At 43.2% G+C, this 22,998-nt stretch carries 14 protein-coding genes; 8 read left to right on the forward strand and 6 right to left on the reverse strand.

What is annotated here, in order from left to right:
• Positions 1–69 precede the first annotated feature (69 nt).
• The 8 genes from U0035_RS20575 to U0035_RS20610 all read left to right on the forward strand — a co-directional run bounded on the left by U0035_RS20575 (position 70) and on the right by U0035_RS20610 (position 11,345).
• The gene (locus U0035_RS20575) at positions 70–2,898 is read left to right on the forward strand and encodes a glycosyl hydrolase (RefSeq protein WP_245957706.1); all 2,829 of its coding nucleotides are present in this window, start codon (positions 70–72) and stop codon (positions 2,896–2,898) included.
• A gap of 5 nt (positions 2,899–2,903) precedes the next feature.
• Positions 2,904–4,532 (forward strand): family 43 glycosylhydrolase, encoded by a 1,629-nt coding sequence (locus tag U0035_RS20580; protein WP_245957707.1) that lies wholly within the window; start codon positions 2,904–2,906, stop codon positions 4,530–4,532.
• Entirely contained in the window at positions 4,529–5,569 is a 1,041-nt protein-coding gene (locus U0035_RS20585; RefSeq protein ID WP_245957708.1) for a family 43 glycosylhydrolase, read from the forward strand. The genes U0035_RS20580 and U0035_RS20585 overlap by 4 nt, the downstream gene beginning before the upstream one ends.
• Positions 5,566–6,516 (forward strand): glycoside hydrolase family 43 protein, encoded by a 951-nt coding sequence (locus tag U0035_RS20590; protein WP_245957709.1) that lies wholly within the window; start codon positions 5,566–5,568, stop codon positions 6,514–6,516. Before U0035_RS20585 ends, U0035_RS20590 begins: the two co-directional genes overlap by 4 nt.
• A 56-nt stretch (positions 6,517–6,572) precedes the next feature.
• Entirely contained in the window at positions 6,573–7,346 is a 774-nt protein-coding gene (locus U0035_RS20595) for a rhamnogalacturonan acetylesterase (protein WP_114790821.1), read from the forward strand.
• A 101-nt stretch (positions 7,347–7,447) separates the two neighbouring features.
• Positions 7,448–8,344 carry a serine hydrolase gene (locus tag U0035_RS20600; RefSeq protein WP_114790822.1) on the forward strand — a complete coding sequence of 299 codons (897 nt, stop codon included), beginning with the start codon at positions 7,448–7,450 and terminating at the stop codon, positions 8,342–8,344.
• A 153-nt stretch (positions 8,345–8,497) separates the two neighbouring features.
• The gene (locus U0035_RS20605; protein ID WP_114790978.1) at positions 8,498–10,954 is read left to right on the forward strand and encodes a DUF4982 domain-containing protein; all 2,457 of its coding nucleotides are present in this window, start codon (positions 8,498–8,500) and stop codon (positions 10,952–10,954) included.
• An 85-nt stretch (positions 10,955–11,039) separates the two neighbouring features.
• On the forward strand, positions 11,040–11,345 hold the full coding sequence (locus U0035_RS20610; protein ID WP_162817853.1) for a hypothetical protein: 306 nt from the start codon (positions 11,040–11,042) through the stop codon (positions 11,343–11,345).
• Positions 11,346–11,375: 30 nt separating this feature from the next.
• Here the strand turns inward: U0035_RS20610 and U0035_RS20615 are convergent, their stop codons facing one another.
• From U0035_RS20615 to U0035_RS20640, 6 genes are all read right to left on the reverse strand, one after another.
• On the reverse strand, positions 11,376–12,119 hold the full coding sequence (locus U0035_RS20615; protein WP_114790824.1) for a LytR/AlgR family response regulator transcription factor: 744 nt from the start codon (positions 12,117–12,119) through the stop codon (positions 11,376–11,378).
• Positions 12,107–14,863: a sensor histidine kinase gene (locus U0035_RS20620; RefSeq protein WP_162817854.1), complete on the reverse strand. Its 2,757-nt coding sequence runs from the start codon at positions 14,861–14,863 to the stop codon at positions 12,107–12,109. Before U0035_RS20620 ends, U0035_RS20615 begins: the two co-directional genes overlap by 13 nt.
• Before the next feature lie 574 nt (positions 14,864–15,437).
• On the reverse strand, positions 15,438–16,511 hold the full coding sequence (locus U0035_RS20625; RefSeq protein ID WP_114790826.1) for a glycoside hydrolase family protein: 1,074 nt from the start codon (positions 16,509–16,511) through the stop codon (positions 15,438–15,440).
• 6 nt (positions 16,512–16,517) lie between these two features.
• On the reverse strand, positions 16,518–18,152 hold the full coding sequence (locus tag U0035_RS20630; protein WP_114790827.1) for a glycoside hydrolase family 28 protein: 1,635 nt from the start codon (positions 18,150–18,152) through the stop codon (positions 16,518–16,520).
• A 127-nt stretch (positions 18,153–18,279) separates the two neighbouring features.
• Positions 18,280–21,936 carry a DUF4450 domain-containing protein gene (locus tag U0035_RS20635; protein ID WP_114790828.1) on the reverse strand — a complete coding sequence of 1,219 codons (3,657 nt, stop codon included), beginning with the start codon at positions 21,934–21,936 and terminating at the stop codon, positions 18,280–18,282.
• A complete protein-coding gene (locus tag U0035_RS20640; RefSeq protein ID WP_114790829.1) occupies positions 21,933–22,991 on the reverse strand; it encodes a glycoside hydrolase family protein in 1,059 nt (352 codons plus the stop codon). The genes U0035_RS20635 and U0035_RS20640 overlap by 4 nt, the downstream gene beginning before the upstream one ends.
• Positions 22,992–22,998: the final 7 nt, after the last annotated feature.

Here is a 22,998-nt window from a genome sequence, read left to right on the forward strand (position 1 = left end):
CGGTAATGACTGTAACAGGATACCATTTTCAAATGCTAAACAGTACTTATGATTTTTAAACGGATAAATTTGAGGCCACTGTTATGCAGTGTTGCCTTCGTTGTGATGACGGCTAGCGGCATAAAAGCTCAGCTAGCCTGGCCGGTTATTCGCCAGCAACATAAACCCTGGACCCGCTGGTGGTGGGAAGGGAGCGCTGTAAACGAAAAAGGGCTTACCTGGAACCTGGATCAATACCAGAAAGCCGGGCTGGGCGGCGTGGAAATTACACCCATCTATGGTGTTTATGGTGAAGAGCAGAATTTTGTAAATTTTCTTTCACCCCGGTGGATGCAATTGTTTTCCCATACTTTGAATGAAAGTAAGCGTTTGGGTCTTGGTGTAGATCTGGCGAATGGTACCGGCTGGCCATTTGGCGGTCCCTGGGTGAAGGATGCAGATGCCAGTAAGGCTATTTTTCATAAGGTATATACATTGGAGGCCGGCGGCAGGTTGGCAGAACCGGTGACCTTTGAAAGGGAAGGTTTTGTACGTACTGCAAACGGCAAAAAACTTGCGATCAAAGCTGTTAACCATCCAATAACTGGCAATAAAAACCTGCAGGAACTGGCTTTAGACCAGGTACAGTTTCCCGGAACATTACCACTGGTCACTTTAATGGCTTATAATGAAAATTCGAAACCAATAGATCTTACCAGCAAAGTGTCAACCGAAGGTGTATTACAATGGACGGCACCTGCGGGATCAGGTAAATGGACCTTGTATGCCTTATTTGAAGGCCTGCATGGCAAGATGGTGGAGAGAGCCGCTCCGGGAGGCGAAGGCTACGCGATAGATCATTTTTCAAAAACGGCTGCCCAAAACTATTTTAAAAGATTTGATGAAGCTTTTAAGGGTTATGATATCAGCTATCTCCGTTCGTTTTTTAATGACTCTTATGAAGTAGATGATGCACGCGGAGAGGCCAACTGGACGCCTGAATTCTTTAATGAATTTTATAAACGTAAAGGGTATGATTTGCGTACACAGTTACCCGCATTATTCAATAAGTCAAACGATCTTAAGTCTTCTGGAGTGATCTATGATTACCGGTCAGTGATCGACGAGCTGCTCCTGGAGCACTTCACTAAAGAATGGAAAAAGTGGGGGGAAGGGAAAGGAAAAATGTTGCGCAATCAAAGCCATGGCTCTCCTGCTAATACCTTAGATCTGTATAGTGTTGTAGATATACCCGAAACGGAAGGTAATGATGTGTTAAGGTTTAAATTTGCTACCTCTGCAGCTAACGTTACAGGCAAAACCCTCGTTTCATCCGAATCTGCCACCTGGCTCAACGAACATTTTCTTTCTTCATGGGGCGATGTGAAAAAGGCATTGGACCTTTTTTTCCTGGGAGGCGTCAATCATATCTTCTATCATGGAACGGCGTATTCGCCGCAGGAGGCCAAATGGCCCGGATGGCTGTTTTATGCGGCTGTTCATTTTCAACCCGAGAGTCCGCAATGGAAGCATTTCCATGCCCTGAATCAATATGTAGCAAGGGTGCAGTCTTTTTTGCAAAGCGGCCGGCCTGATAACGACCTGCTACTGTATTATCCCATCGCCGATCGTTATTCACAGCCGGGTAATACGTTGTTGCAGCATTTTGATGGCATGGAAAAGAATTTTGTCGACACGGATTTCGAGCATGTTGCTAGAGAAATGATTGAAAAAGGATATAGCTTTGATTTTTTCTCGGACCGGCAGTTACATCAATTTGAATTTCAAAATAAGCATATTGTTGCAGGCGGTAATCAGTTTAAAGCTATTCTATTGCCGGCTATTGATAAGATACCTGGATCGTCGATGACAACCATACTAAACCTGGTAAGGTCTGGCGCTACATTGTTGGTACACCGGCATTTGCCGCAAAATGTACCAGGATTTAATAAAGCATCTGAAAGAACCGCCGCACTGCATCAGTTACTTGCTACCTTAAATTTTGATGATAATCCACAAGTACAAACTGCCAGGTTAGGAAAAGGTTGGGTATATAGAAGTGACGATTTGAGCAAACTTACCCGTTTTGCAAAAGCCCGGCAGGAAAAACCATTGGCCGATTCTGTTTATATGTTACGCCGTAAGAACGGGCAGGGGCATTTTTATTTTATAAATAATCGTACGGGGCAAACAGTAAATGAATGGATAAAGCTGGCTGATCCGGCCGCTACAGCTGCTTTGTTCGATCCTGCAAGTGGCACCAAAGGCATTGCCCGCATAAGACAGGTTGCGGATGGCGGTATCGAGGTATGGACACAGCTGGAACCACATGGGTCTGTAATTATTGAAACTTACCAGTCTGAAAAAACAGGCTCTTTATTTCCTTACCAGGAACCTGCCGGTAATACAGCGGCTCTTAACGGGAAATGGAAGCTTGAGTTTTTACAGGGAGGGCCCGGTTTGCCAACCGCGACTACCCTTGGTCGGTTGGGTTCCTGGACAGAAGTAAATGATGAGGCGGCGAAAAGTTTTTCGGGGATAGCCAGGTACACATTGCAGTTCAATCGTCCTTCAGGTGAAGCACCCCGATATCTTTTAAACCTCGGAAAAGTAAACGAAACGGCTGAAGTGATTCTTAATGGTACAACAGTAGCAACCCTGATCGGGCCGTCTTTTACAGTGACAATACCGGCTACAGCCTTCCATTCAACCAACCAACTTGAAATAGTAGTGGCTAACTTAATGGCCAATCGTATTGCTTACATGGATCGTAATAGTATGCCCTGGAAAATATTTTACAATACCAATATGCCGGCCAGGAAAGCAGGGAATATAAAAGATGGTTTATTTAACGCAGCGCATTGGAAGCCGTTTCCTTCGGGGCTTTCAGGCCCTGTTACCTTAACGCCACTAAAATAGAGATATTGAGACAATTGAAATACTTACGCTTTGTGCGGGATATGACAGTAAGGATTTTGCTCCTGTCCGGGTTCTGTTTGGGTATGTCTGCAGATATGGCTGCACAGCTGCGCAACATTAAAAATAACGTGTTCTGGAATACAAAGGAGGGACAGCCCATTTATAGCCAGGGTGGGGGCATATTCAGGTTTAAAGACCCGGTAACGGGTGAGGAGAAGTATTATTGGTATGGAGTGCATTACAGGGAAGCGGCTCAATACAGGCAGGATCCCTCCGTAACCTTACCTCATGCTACCTTTCAGTCGGTAACCTGTTACTCATCAACCGACCTGGTCAATTGGAAGACCGAAGGCAACGTGGTGAGCCGTGGCGATCTGGAAAAAGTAAGCAGGGTTACATGGGTAGGTCGTTTAGGCGTAGGGTACGTGAAAGATGTAAATAAGTACGCGATGTTTGTGCAGTTTGGTAACCAGGTATTGGTGGCATTATCTGAGACGCCCGCAGGTACCTTTAGCTGGCACCGGTTAATTGATATGAAGCCGATCATTGGCACTCCTAATACAGGAGATCAAACCGTTTTTACCGATCCGGATACTGGTAAGTGCTACCTGGTGTATTCTTATGGCAGGGGGCGCAACCGCATTTATGTTTCCGAAATTGGTGTTAAAGATAAAAAGGTAGCGCTGCTGGATTGTACCGAAGTGTTTAAAGGAGCCAGCCGGGAAGGGAATTGCATGTTTAAATACAAGGGCAGGTATTATATGGCGGCTTCCAATATTTACGGATGGGATGCCTCTTTTGCTTATTACCTGGTTGCTGATAATATACGGGGACCTTATCTGCCGGCAAACGATATGATGGTAATGGAAGGCAGCGAGAAGGATTATGCACATGTAACGCAAACGGGATTTTTTGTAAACGTGACAGGAAGCCAAAAAGAAACCGTGCTATATTGCGGCGATCGCTGGGCTAATTTTGCGGGCAACGGGTTAGGATATAACCAATGGTTACCACTTTCATTCAGGGATGATACACCTTACTTCAATTCATTAAGCTCCTGGAACCTGGATGCAATAACCGGTTCGTGGGAAGTAGCCGCAGATAATAATTACGTATCCAATGGTAGTTTTGAAGCCGACCGTAACCGGATTCCCAGCCACGTAAAACCGGTTCAAGCCTTCCTGCTGGGTTGGACCACCGAAGTGATGGAAGGAAATAAAGTGTCTTTGGATAGCAGCAGTTCACCGGTGCTGAATTATTTTAACACACAGCCCGACAGAAAGAAGGTGACCGGTGAAAAGAGTCTTTACATCAGCGATAAAATCCCATTTAAAAGGAAGGTGTCACAAACGATTAGTTCTACACCCTATGTAACATTAAAAGATGGATCATATACCCTTACGGCAATGATCAAATGTAGTCCGGGGAACTCTAAGATTAAAATGTATGCACAAACCGGGGATAGTAGCCCTGCTTTGAATTATATTACGGCTGATGAGGGGTGGAAAAAGATAAGGATTGAGAAGATAAAAGTGTCTGGCGGGAAAGTGGAGATTGGCTTTGTGGGTGAAGGTCAGGCCCATGCATTTTGTTGTGTAGATGATGTTACTTTAATTGAGGAAACTGGTTTATGAACTATCGGGTTATAGAAATGATACAATGGATGAAAAGAACAGTGACTCTATCAGTGCTGCTATTAGTAACCGGTGCCAATGTTGCCGGACAGAAGAATCAGGCCGCTCCGAAGCCTGTATACGATGACCCGGTGTATCATGGCGCCGCAGATCCAGTTATTGTTTATAATAAAAAGAAACAACGCTGGTGGATGTTTTATACGAACCGGCGGGCTTCGATAGCGGATACCACCGTGCAATGGGTGCATGGCACCCGCATCGGTATTGCTCAGAGTAAAGATGGCAAAACATGGCAGTACCTGGATACCGCTAATATTAATTACAGGCCCGATCCGGGTTATACCCATTGGGCTCCCGATATCATTGAACATAATGGTAGCTGGCACATGTACCTCACCTATGTTCCGGGCACTTTCAGTGGCTGGTCGCACCCACGTATTATTGTGCACCTGACCAGCGCTGATTTGATGAATTGGAAGTATCAATCGGTGCTGAAGCTGGTAAATGAAAAAGTTATTGATGCTTCGGTTTATAAAGTCAATGATTCATTATGGCGTATGTGGTACAACAATGAAAAGGATGGAAAAAGTATCTATTACGCTGAGAGTAAAGATCTGTATAACTGGCAGGATAGGGGGAAGGCCATAGCCGCAAGAGGAGAGGGGCCGAAAGTGTTTTATTGGGAAAGCCGGTTTTTTATGATCATTGATGCCTGGAAAGGCATGGAAGTGTTTTCAAGCCCTGATCTGTTGAACTGGACAAAGCAAGCTTCGAGGATATTGGAGCATCCTGGAAAAGGAAAAGACGATCAGGCTATCGGTGGCCATTGTGATGTGGTGGTAAACGGCGACAAGGCCTATGTTTATTATTTTACGCATCCCGGCCGTAGAAAGGATCAACCTTCGGTAAAAGGTAGCTTTGAGGATAAGAGAAGTGTGATACAGGTAGCGGAATTAAAATACAGGAATGGAGAAGTCTCCTGCGACAGAGATGAACCGGTTATTGTTCAATTAAAACCTTTAAAAACTAAGAAGTGAAAATAAAAGTAATGAAGATAAAGCTCGTATTACTGTGGAGTATAATGATACTGGCGGGCTGGGCAAATGCTCAGTCGCCCATATACATGTTCAGCTATTTTAAGAATAACGGGCAGGACGGCTTACACCTGGCTTATAGCAAGGATGGTTATAAATGGGATGCCTTGAATAAAGATGAATCCTTTTTGAAACCAACGGCAGGTAAAGATAAGCTGATGCGTGATCCTTGCATCATAAGAGGAACCGACGGTTTGTTTCATATGGTATGGACTGTTAGCTGGAATGAGAAGGGGATCGGGTATGCCTCGTCAAAAGACCTGGTGAACTGGAGCGAACAACGGTATATACCTCTTATGGAAGATGTGAATGCTTTAAACTGCTGGGCGCCGGAAATCAGTTACGATGCAAAGAAAAAACAGTACATGATCTATTGGGCAACAACCATACCGGGGAAGTATCCCCAAACAGACTCATCGGGCGATGGTAAATATAACCACCGGATGTATTATGTTTTCACAAAAGACTTTAACACATTTACCCGGCCGGAAATTTTATATGATAAAGGTTTTACAGTCATAGATGCTACGATTCAGCAAAAAAATAGCCGGTACATTATGTTTCTCAAAGACGAAACCAAACTGCCGGTAGCGGAGAAGAATATTAAAATTGCTACCAGTAAAAAAATACATACAGGATATTCTGCGCCTTCTGCGCCGATAACAGGGGATTACTGGGCAGAAGGGCCTACTGTGCTGCTAAAAGACAATGAATGGATCGTGTATTTTGACAAGTACAGAGATCATCGATATGGAGCAGTGTCTTCGAAAGATTTAAAAACCTGGACTGATATATCAGATAGCATACAGATGCCTAAAGGAATCAGGCATGGCACTGTTTTTACCATTACCTCGAAAGAATTTGATGAATGGTTTAAGAATTATCGGTAAATGCTATAGAGAATGTCTATAGAATAATCACTAAAATCTATAATTAAATATTCGAAATGAAAAAAGTATTTTACCTGCTGCTGTTCTGTTCCTTAACCTTCCTGTCTTTTGTGGTATTTAAAGAAAAACCTGTGTTATATATTATTGGCGATTCAACCGTTAAGAACGGTAGTGGTAAAGGCGCTGATGCACTTTGGGGTTGGGGCAGTTTAATAGGTGAATATTTTGATACTACCCGGCTTGCCATAGAAAACAGGGCCATCGGGGGCAGAAGCAGCCGCACTTTTATCACGGAAGGAAGATGGGATGCCATCCTGAAAACTTTGAACAAAGGAGATTATGTGATCATGCAATTCGGGCATAATGATGCCGGTCCTTTGGACGATACTTCGAGAGCCAGGGGTACTATTAAAGGCATCGGCAACGAAAGCAGAGATATTTATAATCCTATCAGGAAGGTGAATGAAACTGTTTATACCTACGGGCATTATATGCGTCGCTACATTCGGGAAGCCAGGGACAAAGGGGCTATTCCAATAGTGTGTTCTCCTGTTCCCAGGAATAATTTTAAGGACGGTAAAGCGAAACGAGGAGACCAGGACTACGCGCTTTGGGCGAAACAGGTAGCGGCAGCAGAAGGCGCTTGGTTTATAGATCTGAATACGTCGATAGCCGATGCTTACGATGCCATGGGATCTGAAGCGGTTGCCAGGTTTTTTCCAAAAGATCATACCCATCCTAATAAGGAAGGGTCCACGTTAAATGCAGCCAGGGTTGTGCAGGGTATTGAGGCACTAAAGAGCTGTGATCTTCAAAACTACCTGAAATAGCCGGACGCCCGGTCATACATATCCAATTGACCGGGGGCAAAACATCGGTTGTTCTCTTAAATTTTGACAGCTATCTTTGAATGAACTTCAATAGCTATATTATGAGAGTAATTTTTCTTATACCATTTGTCTTGATTTTTTCGGGGGTAACCGGGCAGAAGGTCGACAAAAAACTGGACGTCGCATTAAAAAAAGAGATTGCAGGTTTTAACGGTGATATCGGCATTTATGTACATCACTTAAAGAAGAACCGGATGGTGGCTATTAATGCAGATACTGTTTTCCCAACGGCAAGCATTGTAAAAGTGCCGATATTAGTGGGCGTTTTTGATAAGATAGCGAGCGGGGAATTGAAGCTATCGCAGGAATTTATTTATGATACATCACGTCTTTATGGTGGTTCGGGACTGATGCAGTTTTATAAGGACAGTGCAAAAACAGATCTTTCTACAATGATATCGCTGATGCTCACTTATAGTGATAATATAACCTCGATTTGGTTACAGCAATTAAGCGGAGGCGGAATGGCTATTAACAAGATGATGGATGACCTGGGATTGAAAAATACAAAAGTTAATTCCCGTACCGAAGGCCGCCTGGAGATCTGGAAGAAATATGGTTGGGGACAAACTACTCCCCGGGAAATGTCTAAATTATTTCAATTGATAAGAGAGGGCAAAGTAATTGATGCACGCCATTCCGACAAAATGTATCGATATCTGAAAAACCAGTTTTATAATGGAAGATCACTGGCTCAATTCCCTTCAACGGTAAATACCATTTCAAAAACCGGATCGGTTAATGAAGCGCGGGGAGAAGTAGTGCTGGTTAACGCACCCGGCGGGGATATTGTTTTTTGTGTGCTCACTAAAAATAATAAGGATCAAAGCTGGACAGATTCCAACGAGGCGGAAGTGCTTACAAGAAAGATAGCCGCTTTGATCTGGAATCATTATGAGCCGGGGCATACGTTTAAAAGTTACCCGGTAATCGAATGAAGTGAAACATAAGTGGAAAAACCATTAAGGGATGAAGATAATTAAGGGTTTGCGGCATTGTTTGGATTATCGGGCCATGTAAATAGCGAGCTTAATGGACCTTCATTTGTTAATGTTAAAAAAAACAGACCTTTAAATATATTAATTGTATTTATGAAGTGTATAAGAATTTTGTTACTGGCTTTGAACTGTATGGCGGTTTTTGCCGGTAATGGACAAGTGAGAACTGTAGACGTACTTTCTGAGGACTGGAAATTTTCACGTTTGAAGCAGGAGGGCGCTTTTGATATTTCGTTTAATGATCAGAGTTGGCAGACTGTTTCGGTGCCACACGATTGGGCAATATACGGTCCCTTCGATAAGGAAATAGATAAGCAGGTGGTAGCGATAGAGCAGAATGGAGAAAAAATACCGACAGAGAAAACCGGCCGCACCGGATCATTGCCTTATATAGGAGAAGGCTGGTATAGGAAAGAATTTGAGTTGCCGTACTTTAAAGCCGGCAAAAAAGTGATCCTGCTATTTGAGGGTGCCATGAGCGAGCCTCAGGTATATGTTAATGGAAAAAAAGTTGGAACGTGGAACTATGGCTACAGCTATTTTTATTTTGATATCACCAACCAGGTAATGACTGGCCGCAAAAACCTGCTCGCTGTCCACCTGGCGAATAAGGGAGCCTCTTCACGCTGGTATCCGGGTGCCGGTTTGTACAGGAAGGTATCTGTTATCGTAAAGAATAAGGAAAGTATTGACCAATGGGGTACCTATATTACTACACCTGTGGTTACAGCCGATGAAGCAAAGGTGAAAATTAAGACACGTGTTTCAGCTGCCAACAGTTTTCTTGTTACAGATATTATGGATGATAGTGGTAAGCTGGTGAGTAAGGATACTGCCCGGAAAATATTTGGCAATGAGTTTGAACAGGATCTTGCGGTTTTGAGGCCACGCTTATGGAGTCCTGAAACCCCCGTATTATACAAGGCTGTATCGCGCCTGTATGCAGATAACGAATTAAAAGATGAGGTGAGTACCAGCTTTGGAATAAGGACGATCAGCTATACAGCTGACAAGGGTTTCCAGCTAAACGGGATGACGAGGAAATTCAAGGGCGTATGCCTGCATCATGACCTGGGGCCTTTGGGTGCAGCAGTCAGTAAGGCAGCTCTGAGGCGGCAACTGCGGATATTGAAAGATATGGGTTGCGATGCGATACGCAGTTCGCATAATATGCCTTCACTTGAACAACTGGAGCTCTGTGATGAAATGGGTTTTATGTTCCTGGCAGAAAGTTTTGACGAATGGGCGCGGCCTAAAGTGAAAAATGGCTACAATCTTTATTTTGAAAAAGACATGGAAAAGGATGTGGTGAATCTGGTACAGGCCACACGTAAGCATCCGAGCATCGTAATGTGGAGTGCCGGTAACGAGGTCCCCGATCAATGGGGTTTTGAGGGTGCAAAAAGAGCTAAGCGCATACAGGATATTTTTCACAGGGAAGATCCTACGCGACCAGTAACAGTGGGTATGGACCAGGTGCAGAATGCCATGAAATATGGATTTGGTGCTGTGTTGGATATTCCCGGCTTAAACTACCGGCTTAAACTGTATGAAGAGGCTTATAAAACATTTCCCCAGGGATTCTTATTAGGATCTGAAACAGCGTCAACGGTGAGTTCGCGGGGGGTATATAAATTCCCGGTTATAAAGGCTGCGCAGCAGCAATATGATGATCATCAATCATCTTCCTACGACCTGGAATACTGTAGCTGGTCGAACCTGCCGGATGATGATTTTGTCATGCAGGATGATAAACCCTGGGTGATAGGGGAGTTTGTGTGGACAGGTTTTGATTATTTGGGAGAGCCTACACCTTATGACAATAAATGGCCTTCGCGTAGTTCTTATTTTGGGATTAACGACCTGGCGGGTATACCTAAGGACCGGTACTATTTATACCGTAGCAGGTGGAATACTCAGTCGCCTACCTTGCATATCTTACCGCACTGGAACTGGTCTGCAAAGAACCGATCGGAGAAGGGCAGGGAGGGTGAAGTGACGCCTGTATTTGTGTATACCAGCTACGATAGTGCCGAACTGTTTGTAAACGGCAAAAGTATGGGCGTTCAGAAAAAGCACCATGCGACTCCACAAAACCGCTACCGTTTAATGTGGACTGATGTTAAGTATGAGCCGGGTTCTGTTAAAGTAATTGCGTTTGGTAAAGATGGGAAACCTGCAGCAGAGCAACTAATGGTAACTGCGGGTAAACCTCACCATCTGAAGCTGGAAGCTGACCGAAGTGCTATTGTTGCATATGGACGGGATATCAGTTTTATAACAATTTCGATTGTTGACAAAGATGGGAATCTTTGCCCCGTTTCTGATCAGTCGCTTCAATTTAACGTAAAGGGGAACGGAACTTTTAAAGCAGTATGCAATGGAGATGCAACTTCCCTGGAGCCCTTTCATTTACCAACTATGAAAACTTTTGGAGGTAAGCTGGTAGTGTTGGTACAATCGTCAAAAAAGGCAGGCGCTATAGAGCTGAACGTGAATGGGAGGGGATTGAAAAAAGGCCATCTTTCGTTAAAAGCAGTTAATTTATAAGGAAGGATGCCTGTTTGAGCATTCAGTGGATTTAAAGGGTACTATATTTGTTCACTTTATAATTCATCAGTTAATCCGGTTAATTATGTTCAGGAAAATAACTTCTTTGGTTGTGGTAATGCTGTGTCTATCTATAATAGGGCATTCCCAGAGTTTTAGTAAAACAATGGCGCAGCAGAAAGCAACTATTAAGGCTGCTTATAAAAAGAAGAAACTAACACATAAAGAGTATAATAAGTTGATGGATGAACAGCAGATCATCCAAAATGCCATAGAAAAATATAAAGGTGACGGCTATTTGTCTTCTGACGAGAAGAATAAAATAGCTGCCAAGCAACAACGCGCCACTAACCGGATCAGGAAGTACCAGAATAATAACGAACGCTATTAGGCGGAGGCTGTAGAACGACGGTCTTATCCATTATATCATTTCAAGTCTTTCTTTGAGCAGGTCAAAATAAGTACAAGGGATAGATTGTCCGTTGATGAAAAGAACCTCGCTGCCTTTACTGCTTCTGTCAATTGACTTGATATGAGCCAGGTTAGCTATAAATGATTTATGGATGCGAAGAAATGTTTTCACTGGAGCCAGGTCATCTTCTAATTGCTTCAGTAGCTTTGAGGTAACAATTTCAGCACCATCCATCAAAACCAGTCGCACATAATTTCCGAGGGCCTGGATATATAACAGGTCTTCTGAATTGACAATTTCGGCGCCGGTTCTTGTACTGATGTAAAGGCGCTTACTGATTCTTCTTTCGCCGTTTATTGCGTTTTTCAGATCTTCTATTTCAGACCTGATCCATCCGGTACCTTTACGGGCTACTTTTTCTACTGCTTTTTGCAATCTTGGCCCCGATACGGGTTTTAGTAAATAATCAGTAGCGGCGTAATCAAAAGCTTTTAAAGAATGCTGTTCGGAGGCGGTTACGAAAATCACAGCCGTGGGCCTGCTTTCCAGGGTCTCCAAAAGATCAAAGCCCGTTTCTTTGCCCAGGCTTATATCTAAAAATAATATATCGGGCGTTGAAGCTTGCAGTAGTTCGATGGCTGCCTGGTAAGACTCTGCCATGTGCGTAACGCGCACGTGAGGGCAAAATATTGCTAATAGTTCTTTGAGGCTTTCCCTGGCCGTCAGTTCATCATCAATAATTAGGGCGTCCATAAATTTTTGGTTTTAGACAATATCAGCTTAAATATAGTTCCGCGCTCATTTTCTCCGGTTTCATGTGTAAGAGATGCTATGAGCCCTTTTCTTTTTTGCAAAGTTTGTACCCGCTTTTGCAGAATATACAAGGCGTGGCCTTCTTTTAAAATATTTTGTGTTATGCCAACGCCGTTGTCAATTATTTGCACCTGAAGACAGTCCTGGGCCTGTATGGTAATACTACGGATATCTACTGCAATCTTTCCCTCCGTACCCATATTTTTTACGCCATGCTCTATGGCATTTTCAATAATGGGTTGCAGCATCATAGCCGGGATGGATATATTTTCCTGGTCAATCCCTGTCTCAATATTTATCCCGAAAGAAAAAGGCGGCGTAAAACGAATCTGCTGGATAGCAATATATTTTTTTATAAAATCCAGCTCCTTTTTTAAAGTAGTCTCCATTTTATCGGAGTTTTTCAAAATATCCCGCATCAGGCTGCTAAAACGATCCAGATATTCTAACGACTTTAGTTTTTCGTTTTTCAGAATATGAGATTGCAGCGGTGTTAACGCATTAAAAACAAAATGGGGGTTGAGTTGGCTGAAAAAGGCCTGAGACTGTAATTGAAGCATTGCGTATTGCTCATTTATCTTCTTTTCTTTCCCTTTTATAGAATAACGTACTACCCACCTGATCAATTGCCATAAAATAAATGCTACAACGATTCCCAGGACGGATCTGAACCATAATGTTTGATGCCATAGAGGCGTTATCGACAATGCATAATTCAGCGTCTGGTAAACATGATTTTTGTCGCTGCCTATCGATAGCTTTACGTTGTAGTTTCCAGGTTCGGCAGTGTTTACATAAAATGAGCGATCAGCAACCTGGCCAGGCCCTGCGATGATTTTGTTATCTTTTTCAATTTGATAGGTGATATAATACGATTTTGGAGTGAAGTCAAGTATTTCAATAATCATCCTTACCAGCTTTTCTTCGTTATATTGAAATTCGACTTTCTTTTCAGTGTATCTTGCTACCCTGTCGGTTAATTTGTCGGGGTACAAATAGGCAGAGATATTATTTCTTGTTTTGCTAAGTACCAGTTGTTCGTTTAGTGCGAAGACTCCTTTATTGGTAGCCAGCCAGATCGTGTCATTTTCTACGTCGAAATGATGGATGATAATATCGCTTCCCAATAATTGTGCATTAAACGAGCCGGCAACCCTTCCATTCTTCTTATCGATATACGCCAGGCCGTTTTTAGTTAGTAATTGGTAGTACTGATCACCGAAATATTCGATTTGCATACATTGATTGTCCGGCAGGCCTTTCTTTTCATTGATGAGAAAATACTTTTCACCTCGCTTAATATACAATCCTTCATCCGTACAGGCAAGAATGTCATCGTCGTATTTCCTCACCTTACTGACCTTTGCTTTAATTTTGGTTGGGGTATTATTAATATACATACCATTGGCGCCGCCTTTTATGTAAACAGAATCGGATAATGGCAACATCGTATAGAAGTTGATCTGGCTGGTGTCAGAAAATAACACTTTTAAATTGAGGTCGGAGGTAAACTTCATAATTGCCCCCGGGTTAGTAGTGTATATCTCTCCATTGTATATATGACGATCTTTGGTTGCAATCTTTCGTTCCAGGCTGCTGGGGGCTTTGCCGGTTATAAAATTACTGTTGCTACCCAGCATTACAGCCTTTTCCCGGTAGCTTTGAAATAACATAACCGGATTAAAATTCGATGTAGTATCGCCAATCCACTTCTTATGAAACCGCCCATTTTTAAACTGGTCAACTACCAGTTGTTTGTAGCCGATGTCTAAAACCCGTTTTTTATATTTGATATACCAGGTATCGTTACTATGGAGCTTATGAGTAGTAGTGAATTTTTGAACGCCCTGCTCTTCTTTAATAAAAACGAATACCCCATCATGTAAAGTGGATATCCATATATTTCCTTTGCTGTCTTTTAGCAGATCGCCTACCTCCACATTGGGTAATACACTTTGCCATTTATTTTGATCGGAACCGGTACTGTAATTTTTGTATTTTATAAGGCCGCCTGATTGAAGAAATCCTACATAGAGGTCCTTATCTTCCCGGAGAAAGGACGATACTTTCTTTAAACGGCTGCTGTCTTTTCCGGCTGTATAAAATGTTTTGAGATTTTTATTTTGCAATTCGTAAATCTCGCTATCAGCGAATATTTTTTGACCTTGAAACCGAATCCATGCTGAAGAGAACCTGTAATCAATGGCCGATAGGTCGCCGTGTAAAAGGTATCGGATAAAATAGTCACTGTGGGTTTGCAGTACAGGTAGCTTCTTTTTGCTAAGATCAAGTATTAGAAAAGCACCCCGGGATTTGGATAAATAAAGCTTGTTACCCAGTACGTTCATTATGGTAAATGGCGTAGCATGGCGGGAGGCGTATGCTGGTAAAGCAACCTCATTGATAGCCAGGGTCAACATATCCACTTCATACAGTTTACCAGCATAAGAGCTGGCATATAATTTATTTTGATACCTGCATATGTTCACTATTTCCTGTTCGTCACCTGGAATTTTCAGGGTTTCAAAGGACTTGCCGTTAAAAATTAAAATGCCTTTATCGCTTACCATCCATATAAAGCCGTAGCTGTCTTCAAGTAGCCTGTAAACGGTATTCGTTCCCAGAACCGAACCATCATACTGGTAATAATTAGGCTTGAAAGACCATTGTCCGGATATTTTCAATGCGAAGCAGCAGAATAAGGATCCTGTGAGAATAATGAATTTTAGAAAGTATGATTTGCAGGATATGCGCATAATGATACAATCAACTGTGATTGTTGCAGGCAATCATGTTCAATTTTCACCATTGGGTGAATTAGCAATATAGCACATAGTTTTTATTAAAGAAGTAGAATTGGTTTTTTTTCTGAAATCATACGTGATCTGTCAAATTGCCTCTTTCACTAAATAAAATGCTCGTTTTACACAATTGATTAAAAAGATGTCTTAAATCAATATATTTTGCAGCAGATTATAAAAAGACACTCAAGCAGAGGACTAAGTTCCTTGATAAATTAAAACTAACTGCTTATATATTTTTAATATGTGTTAGTTGAACACACTCAATGGCCAAACCTATGTTAACACCATGACTGTTTACATCTCATTAAAAAAACATGGATGTTTGGCCGTTGCTAACAAATTTAGAATAAAACCGGTTGCAGCATCAGGTATCGTTGAAGTGATTCAAGAGTAGCTGATGTGTCATTACTATAATATATATATATGATTGGTGTAGATGGTTTTAGGTAGTTTTTTATTTCCAGGCAACAGAGCACTTACCTATTGCATAGAAATTTCGTCCATTTACTTTCATCATTGCGGTATAGACTACGGTAAAAGTCCCATCTTTTTCAGGGATCGCGCATAAAGGTGTTCTGGTGTAGTGATCTCCCGGCTCGGCCCAGGTTTTTCCGGGCGACTGTATTTTGATGCGTGTTTCTTTGCCCCAACAGATACCATCGCCGGAAAGACTATAGCCAATTTCCTGGTCGCCGAAGGAATCGAATATCATCAGGTAAGAACTGTCTTTTAACTGATATACAATCTCGTTTTCCATAAATACACCTGCAACCCCAATAGGGTTAAAGCCCTCCGGCATGCGCTTCCAGGGGCCGTTCAGTTTTTGTGCAAAAGCCATTCCTGTTGGCCAGCCTCCTTTAGGTGTGTGATAGTGTCCGTCATACATTGCATACCAGGTATTGCCAGCTTTGTAAGGGAAAAAAGAAGCTACAGCCTGTTGTCCTTCCCAGGCTTGTGATTCAGCGTCCGGCTCCAGCATAATGCCCATATCAGCATAAGGTCCGCCAATACCATCTTTACCTTTTATTACCGACATGGCTCTCCAAATTCTTCCCTGGTAGTCGTTGCCCGTTATTTCACCCTTAGTGCTGTCACCACCGCGGTAAGCCACATAAAATATGTTCCAGGCGTTTTCTTCTTCATTAAAGATTACGGAGTTTACCCAAACCTCTGCACGGGGATTATTGTGGGTGCGTCCGGGAATACTGGATACGATGGTTGCCTGTCTTTTCCAGTTCACGGCATCGGCGCTGGTCCAATGCGCGATACGCAGATCACGATGCGGTCTTTCAAACATTTCGTTAACGAACATGTGATAAACATTGTCAAGCTTCACTACCTGCCCCGTCTCGAAACCCGACCGGTTATTGGTAGCCAGCACGTCCGGATGCGAGGAGCCGATAACAGGGCCCTTATGTTCGGAAACCATTTTTAAGATCTTGCCCTTTACTTCCTGCGCCAATGCTGGCAGAGAACCAAAAATTAGTGTGAAGGCAATACATAAACCGGATAAGCAATGGTTCTTCATGTTGCATTATTTAGAAGATGAATGGGCATCGGATTTTTGCCAGGTATTTTTGTCCCAGCCTGTTGGTTTAGATGGGGCGCTGTTTCTAAAGCGGATTTGACGGGATAAAGGCCCTTCTACTTTAAGCTGCAGTTTATTAGACGGGCTTATAATGGTTACTTTGTTGAAAAGTATATTCCGGGCATCTAAAAGGTCTACAACCGGATTTTGAACCGAGAGCAGTGCATTGCTGATGGTTAAGCCCTGAACATCAGCAGCCGCAATCAGGTTGTCTGTGGTCGATCTTATTTTGTTAATAAGAACATTAGCCAGCGGGCTTTCGGGTATAGCAATGGCTTTTATAAATTGTGTGGTATTTTCTATAAGAATATTTTCAGCTTTAATATTCCTGAATACCGGCGTCAGCGCATCCTTAGCCCTGGGCGGATAGCGTGAAGCTGCGGCGCCAACATGAGTGGCGCTCCCCAGCATGTCCCATTCAAAGGCATAGCGGGAGCCACTGATCCGTATTCTTTCATAGAAAAGATTTTCGCCACCACCACCACGGGGTCTGCGCGTTTTAAAACGTATTGCAGATCTGGCGTTTTCAAATACACAATCGTGTACATATAAATTACGGATCATAGAAGCGGTTTCGCTGCCACAGGTAATACCTCCATGGCCTTCCAACACGAGTCCGTTTCTTACTACTACATTTTCGGTAGGCCTGTTCACACGCAAGCCGTCGTAACCACGCCCGGCCTTGATAGTGAACGCATCATCACCGGTACTTAGAGTACAGTATTCAATTAACACATTTCTTGATGATTCAATGTCAATGCCATCGCCCCGGGGTATGCCTATCGAATGAACTGAAATGCCCCGAATAATAACGCTGTCACAATAAACCGGTACAATATTCCAGAATGCAGTGTTCTCTAATGAAATACCTTCTATTAACACATTGTTGCAGTTGATAGGAGATATAAACATGGGAGGGAAAATAAACGCCCCGTTGCGTCCTTCGTATATGCGTTGAACTACGGGTGTGGTATGCGCCACAACATTTTCAATCACATCCCTGGTCATAATCTGTTTACGCACAGAACCTCCTTTGGCAGGACCAATCAGTTTTCCTTTCCCTGTAACAGCTATATTTCGCTGGCCGTTGGCATAAATGCATGCGCCGAGCGACATCACTTCTATGCCTTCATTACGCGTAAAAACAGCGGGCCTGTAATCTTCTACTTCACCGCTGAAGTATAATTCAGCGCCTTCCGAAATTTCCAGGTTGATATTGCTTAAAAGCGTAATGCGGCCCGTATGCCATTTGCCTTTTGGGATCATTACTTTTCCGCCTCCCAGGTTACTGAGCTGCTCAATAGTTTGCTGAATGATATCCGTTACTTTAGATCCTTCTTTGGCACCGTTTTCGGTAATAGTGATGGTGCGTGCGGGAAAAACCGGTCTTTTCAATTGAGGCATTTTAAAGGGAGCATTAATAGGAGCTATTTCTGCGGGAAGCGCCGCCACACCTACCTGTTCTCTAACAGGAACACTGTCGGTTCTCCTGTCCTGAATCCTGTAATCACGGGCATTTAAAGATGCCGCTGTCAGTATAAAAATAACTAAACCAAATACCCTGTTTAAACCCCAAAACATATCTTTTTTATTTTTCTAAGGTTGGAAAGATACGGATGTATTTAACTTTATTACCTGATTTTTAATGCCCAATTCTTTCCGGATTTTACCTTTATATTTCCTGCTTTCTACCGCTTGTTATAGCATCTCAGGGACGCTGAAGTGTGAGGCTCATTAAGCCTATAACTACCTCATTGGTTAGCGTTTTTAATGTAAGGGAACTTAGTTTTTTCCCCGGATTCAAGGGGAGGTCCAGAACAGTACCCGCTCCACCTTCAATGCCCATATTGGTGAAGCCTTTAACAGAACTATAGTTATTGTAATCCCTGGTTAATTCGCCAGTTCTGAATATCAGGCGATAGGGCTTAGGGCCACTTTTAAAGGCAAACCCGTCATCCATATAATCCTGTTCTATAGGCCACCAGTTCACGGGGTTAACCAGCTCCAGCGAATCTTTAGAACCGTCCTGGTAATGAACATAAATAATACCATTTATCATCTGGCTTTGCTGATGATTAGTAGTGCCTGCCATCAGTAAATAAGCATGAGAAGCCGAACCGCTTAGAGGTAGCTTAACGGACTCCGGAAAGTTGTCCCATTGAGAAGTGTAGGCAATGTTTTTATCAGTGCCTAATTTAAAGGGAATCTGGCCCAGGTTAACCTGTTCCTTGTCCTTTATACCGGCATCACTGATCTCCGGTTGTATTAACGGGTAACACCAGTTTCCAATGCCCTGCCAGGGAATTTGCAAAGTAACACCGGCTGTGCGCGGCGACAGGTATTGATGCTTAAAGGTATTGATAACGTTATCGTTAAGAATGCCTGCGAGATTTATTGCCTCATAATTACCCGAACTTTTTACTTCCCAGTCCAGGAAATTTGCGCTACTGGCGGAGCCCGCTTCCCATTGAATCACGACTTTATTAGTCCCCGTAACAAGCGACGATTCTTGAACAGCATGAGTTGTTATTTGACCTCTTTTAACGGCGATAGCATCGGCGTGCCCGTTGACCAATATGCGTCCTTTTTTATCCGATAGGCTATTATTGATAATCTGTAGCTGTATATTGGAACCAGATATGGTAGATCTTATTTCTACTGCAGGATTTACATTTACAGTAATGGGCTGTATCCATTTGGCCTCGCCCTGCTGTAAGGAAATCCATACAGTATGATTGCCGGTTTGATCACCTACTAGTGTTGCGATTTTTGGTTTGTTATCAATTGTTTTGAAAGACTGCTCTTCGTCCGTAATAGATTGTATTTCGGCCTTTTTATAAAGAAGCTGAAAAGGGGCGCTCTCAACAGCTGTATGGTTGTTCGACGATTTCTCAATTAAATCACCTTCCCATTCCACTTTAATATTATAAGCGGCGGATTGTTCCGCTGCTATTTCAATAGCCGGATTGTGTAATGCGTCATTGACCCAATTATAGGTAGCTTTTTTACCATTTATCCAGATATTTTTGATTTTATCTCTGCGGGCCGGTATTCTCAGGCTGAGGTTCATTAATTTATTATAAGATTGGGTTATGGAGTAGGCTGATATATTACCGTCCTCTTTAAAGTTAAAAGAAATATTAGGTAGGGAAAGCCCGGCGAATTTCCAGTGAGAGGGGAAACCCGGCTGTATCTTCAACCTGTTATTCAGCGCGTCAGGATGAATTCCAAAAAGACCTTCTGTGAGGGTTCTGGCAGCTACACCTACCGGGTCAGCAAAATCGCGGTATAGTTCGCCTCTTACTGCATCATAAAAAGAAAGTTGCTGAAACCCACCAGGGCTGGAGCTGAGATACATACTTTCCACGATGCTGCTTTTCCAGAGGTTAAATGCATTGTCATTCTCGTGAGATTGCCAGTAGGCCAATGAAGTATGGAGGTTTTCGGCCAGTGCAACATTATTGATACTCCAGGTGTAAGGCTGCCAGTTGGTTGTTGAGAGTAAGAACATATTATCAAACGGCAGATCTTTGGCCTTAACCGGGATATGGGGTATGGTTTGATCTATATAGCGCAGCATCCGGAATTGCTGTGCTGCTGTAGCGGTTCCTTCGTCAATTGCGTGATAAATGGTCCAAAGCCCCGGCGTTGAATGAAGTAGCTGTAATCCCTGCAGGTCTTTATATTCAGCAAATACGCCCTTGTCTTTTGCCCAAAGCTTTTCGTTCATTGCTGTGACAATCTTATTGGCTTCTTCCTGAAAAGATCCGGGGTTTTCATTCAGGAGTTTGGCAAGTTGGGCTGCCATTTTATTAGCCCGGTAATTATATGCGGAAGAATGGGTAACACCGCCACCGCTATATTGGAGTGCGTCGCTGGCCCAGATACAGGCATATGCATCATATAGACCGTCACCATCGGCATCGTAATTTCTTTTCTCCCATTGCAGGTGCAGTTTTAAAGCAGGCCAGATTTTCCTTACATAAGTAAGATCGCCGGTGTGCTGTAAGTGAGTTAGCAACTGATCCATAAAAACCAGGTTCATATCGTAATGGTGAGGTCGTACATCTCCATTCGGGTTTCGACAGATGTATCCATTGCTGAACATGGAGGTTCCCATTTTTTCGAGTTGCCTTGCAAAGTGCAAAGTCGTGTCGGGTGTTACAGGCCCTGGGGGAATTTGAGTGACCTGCGATTTCAGGTAGCTGTCGAAATGCATTCTTGCGCGGTCGTACCATCCCAAGGCATCGGCGGCGTAGGCTCCACGCCAGGCCGGGAGTCTCATACGCCATGCAATAGCGCCATGCATATAGCTGGGCTCTTCCCATATGGCATCTGCCGCAATAGCTAAAGCACTACCCAACGGATTGATAAAGTCATCCGGGGTATGCAGCGTTACCCTCTCGGCTATCTTTTTACGGGCAGCTTCAGCCCGGGTAAATAATATGGGAGCCTCACTATATTTTCTTTTTTTATCCTGGCTTTCAATAACCCAGTAATAAACACTATTTGAAGGTATTTTTATAGAAGCGGTTACCAGGGGTGTTGTAGAGCGGGCATCCGAGCCAGTCAATGCGATTGGATTTTCCTGCCGGTTAGCGTCTGCTAATCTCAGAACAGCATGCTCGGGGAAGAAACCGCTTATGAGCTTGGGTTTGTCTTTCGCTGCCGTATCGAATTGCTTTTTGCCATATTGGATTTCATAGCGCTCGTCTTCGCTTAATGGTTTGGTGAAGCCATAATATAATCGGAAATTATTTTTTTGAAGCTGGTATTGGTTGTCCTTGCAATAGGCAGGTTGCAGGTAAAAAGATGATTCAGGGTCGGCGCCTATATCGCCATCACGACTAAACTTTTTACCAGTAGCACCCCCATAAGCAATCACCAACGATAATGAGGCAGGAGTGTTGGCTGATTTTGTTTGTATAATCATTCCGTCAGCATCTGCCAGTGCTAATACTATAATCGTAAGAGTACCATTGTTCAACAGGGGGTCTTTAATCTCATAGATCATGGATCCTGGTCTGTATACGGTTTTGATATGTGCAGCTTCAGAGATCCATTTACTTTTTCCATTAACAGTAATACCAATCTTACAATTACCGCCCATTCCGGGCATATACATGGCGAACTCCGGCAGATCGCCTGCTTCTACACGGAAGCCAGTATTGGTACCATACAGCGCCCGGTTAAATTTTTTGGTGCCGCTATGCAAAACAAAATCGTAGCCCTCTGGTTTGTAATGAAGGGTTCTTTCTTTGTTGTGCCACAGTGTAGCGCTTGTTTGTGCAGAAAGGGTGCTAATAAAACAGGTCAGCAATGCACTTGTAAATAAGAACGATGTATATGTTAGTCTCAAACTCATGACTCAATTTTAAAAATAAAAGAGGAGGCCGTCATAAATTGACCACCCTGGCTGGCTGTAAACAGATAGGTGGGCTTGCCATTCTTCAACAATAATTGAGGGCGTTCAAACCGGCCATACCGGGAGAGGTGAGAAGGAGCTGGCGGCTGATTGATATATTTATCTGCTTCATAAAAGGCAATTTCCGGCTTACCCCATTTTTTCCCGTCCCTGGTTTTCATGATAATGCCGTACTGATGGTTATAGTAGCCCATATCTCTGGCTAACATATGAAACTTGTTCTTTTCGTACCATACAAAGGCATCTTCAAGCTGGGCATTATTTCCCCTGGATGAAAAATCAATAACCGGGTTGCCAGTATATTTTTTAAACGGACCTTCAGGTTGATCAGCAATGGCCAAACCATATTTCCGGTTGCCTCTTATAGGTCCGCTGGCCGATTCATAGTCTTTTGTGTTCCAGGATTTATAGTATAAAAGATATTGCCGGTTGTGATAAATTACCGAGGGGTTGGTGGTACAATGATCGTCCCATCTGCCAGCTTCGCCCGGCTGTAATATAGGCGTATCCATTCTTTGCCAGGGACCATATAACGAGTCGGCTATAGCCAGGCCCACCCGCTTGGTATTGGTTTTGCCGTTGCTATTACCCATATAATACAGGTAATATTTTCCGTTGAATGAAGTGATAAAGGGATTATGACAGGTAGTGGCATCCCAGTTACCCGGCCGGGGCTGCAGTATAGTGCCGGTAACTGTAAACTTTGATTCGGGAGTGTCTGCCACAGCATGGGCTATTTCGCAACCATTGATCCATCCGCTCATTTTCTTTTTGGCATCCCATCTTGAAAAGAATATGTGAATTTTACCATCAGGGCCTTTGATAGGAGTGTTACACCAGACATAATATCCTTCGAGTTCCAGCGCCCGGCCCACTGGCTTCAGTCTTTTTGCGAAGTCACTGACAGGAGGAGCCGGATCTGGAAATGACTGAGGCAACATAAAGAGACCCATGCCCATTAAACTGCTTTGTTGTATAAAAGCTCTTCGTTTCATTAAAGTC

It is taken from the genome of Niabella yanshanensis (assembly GCF_034424215.1).
GTDB classification, from domain to species: Bacteria; Bacteroidota; Bacteroidia; order Chitinophagales; family Chitinophagaceae; genus Niabella; species Niabella yanshanensis.

Coding starts and splice junctions, on each gene's coding strand:
- U0035_RS20585 (WP_245957708.1), top strand. CDS start 4,529: ATGAACTATCGGGTTATAGAAATGATACAATGGATGAAAAGAACAGTG.
- U0035_RS20595 (WP_114790821.1), top strand. CDS start 6,573: ATGAAAAAAGTATTTTACCTGCTGCTGTTCTGTTCCTTAACCTTCCTG.
- U0035_RS20600 (WP_114790822.1), top strand. CDS start 7,448: ATGAGAGTAATTTTTCTTATACCATTTGTCTTGATTTTTTCGGGGGTA.
- U0035_RS20605 (WP_114790978.1), top strand. CDS start 8,498: ATGAAGTGTATAAGAATTTTGTTACTGGCTTTGAACTGTATGGCGGTT.
- U0035_RS20610 (WP_162817853.1), top strand. CDS start 11,040: ATGTTCAGGAAAATAACTTCTTTGGTTGTGGTAATGCTGTGTCTATCT.
- U0035_RS20615 (WP_114790824.1), bottom strand. CDS start 12,119: ATGGACGCCCTAATTATTGATGATGAACTGACGGCCAGGGAAAGCCTC.
- U0035_RS20625 (WP_114790826.1), bottom strand. CDS start 16,511: ATGAAGAACCATTGCTTATCCGGTTTATGTATTGCCTTCACACTAATT.
- U0035_RS20630 (WP_114790827.1), bottom strand. CDS start 18,152: ATGTTTTGGGGTTTAAACAGGGTATTTGGTTTAGTTATTTTTATACTG.
- U0035_RS20635 (WP_114790828.1), bottom strand. CDS start 21,936: ATGAGTTTGAGACTAACATATACATCGTTCTTATTTACAAGTGCATTG.
- U0035_RS20640 (WP_114790829.1), bottom strand. CDS start 22,991: ATGAAACGAAGAGCTTTTATACAACAAAGCAGTTTAATGGGCATGGGT.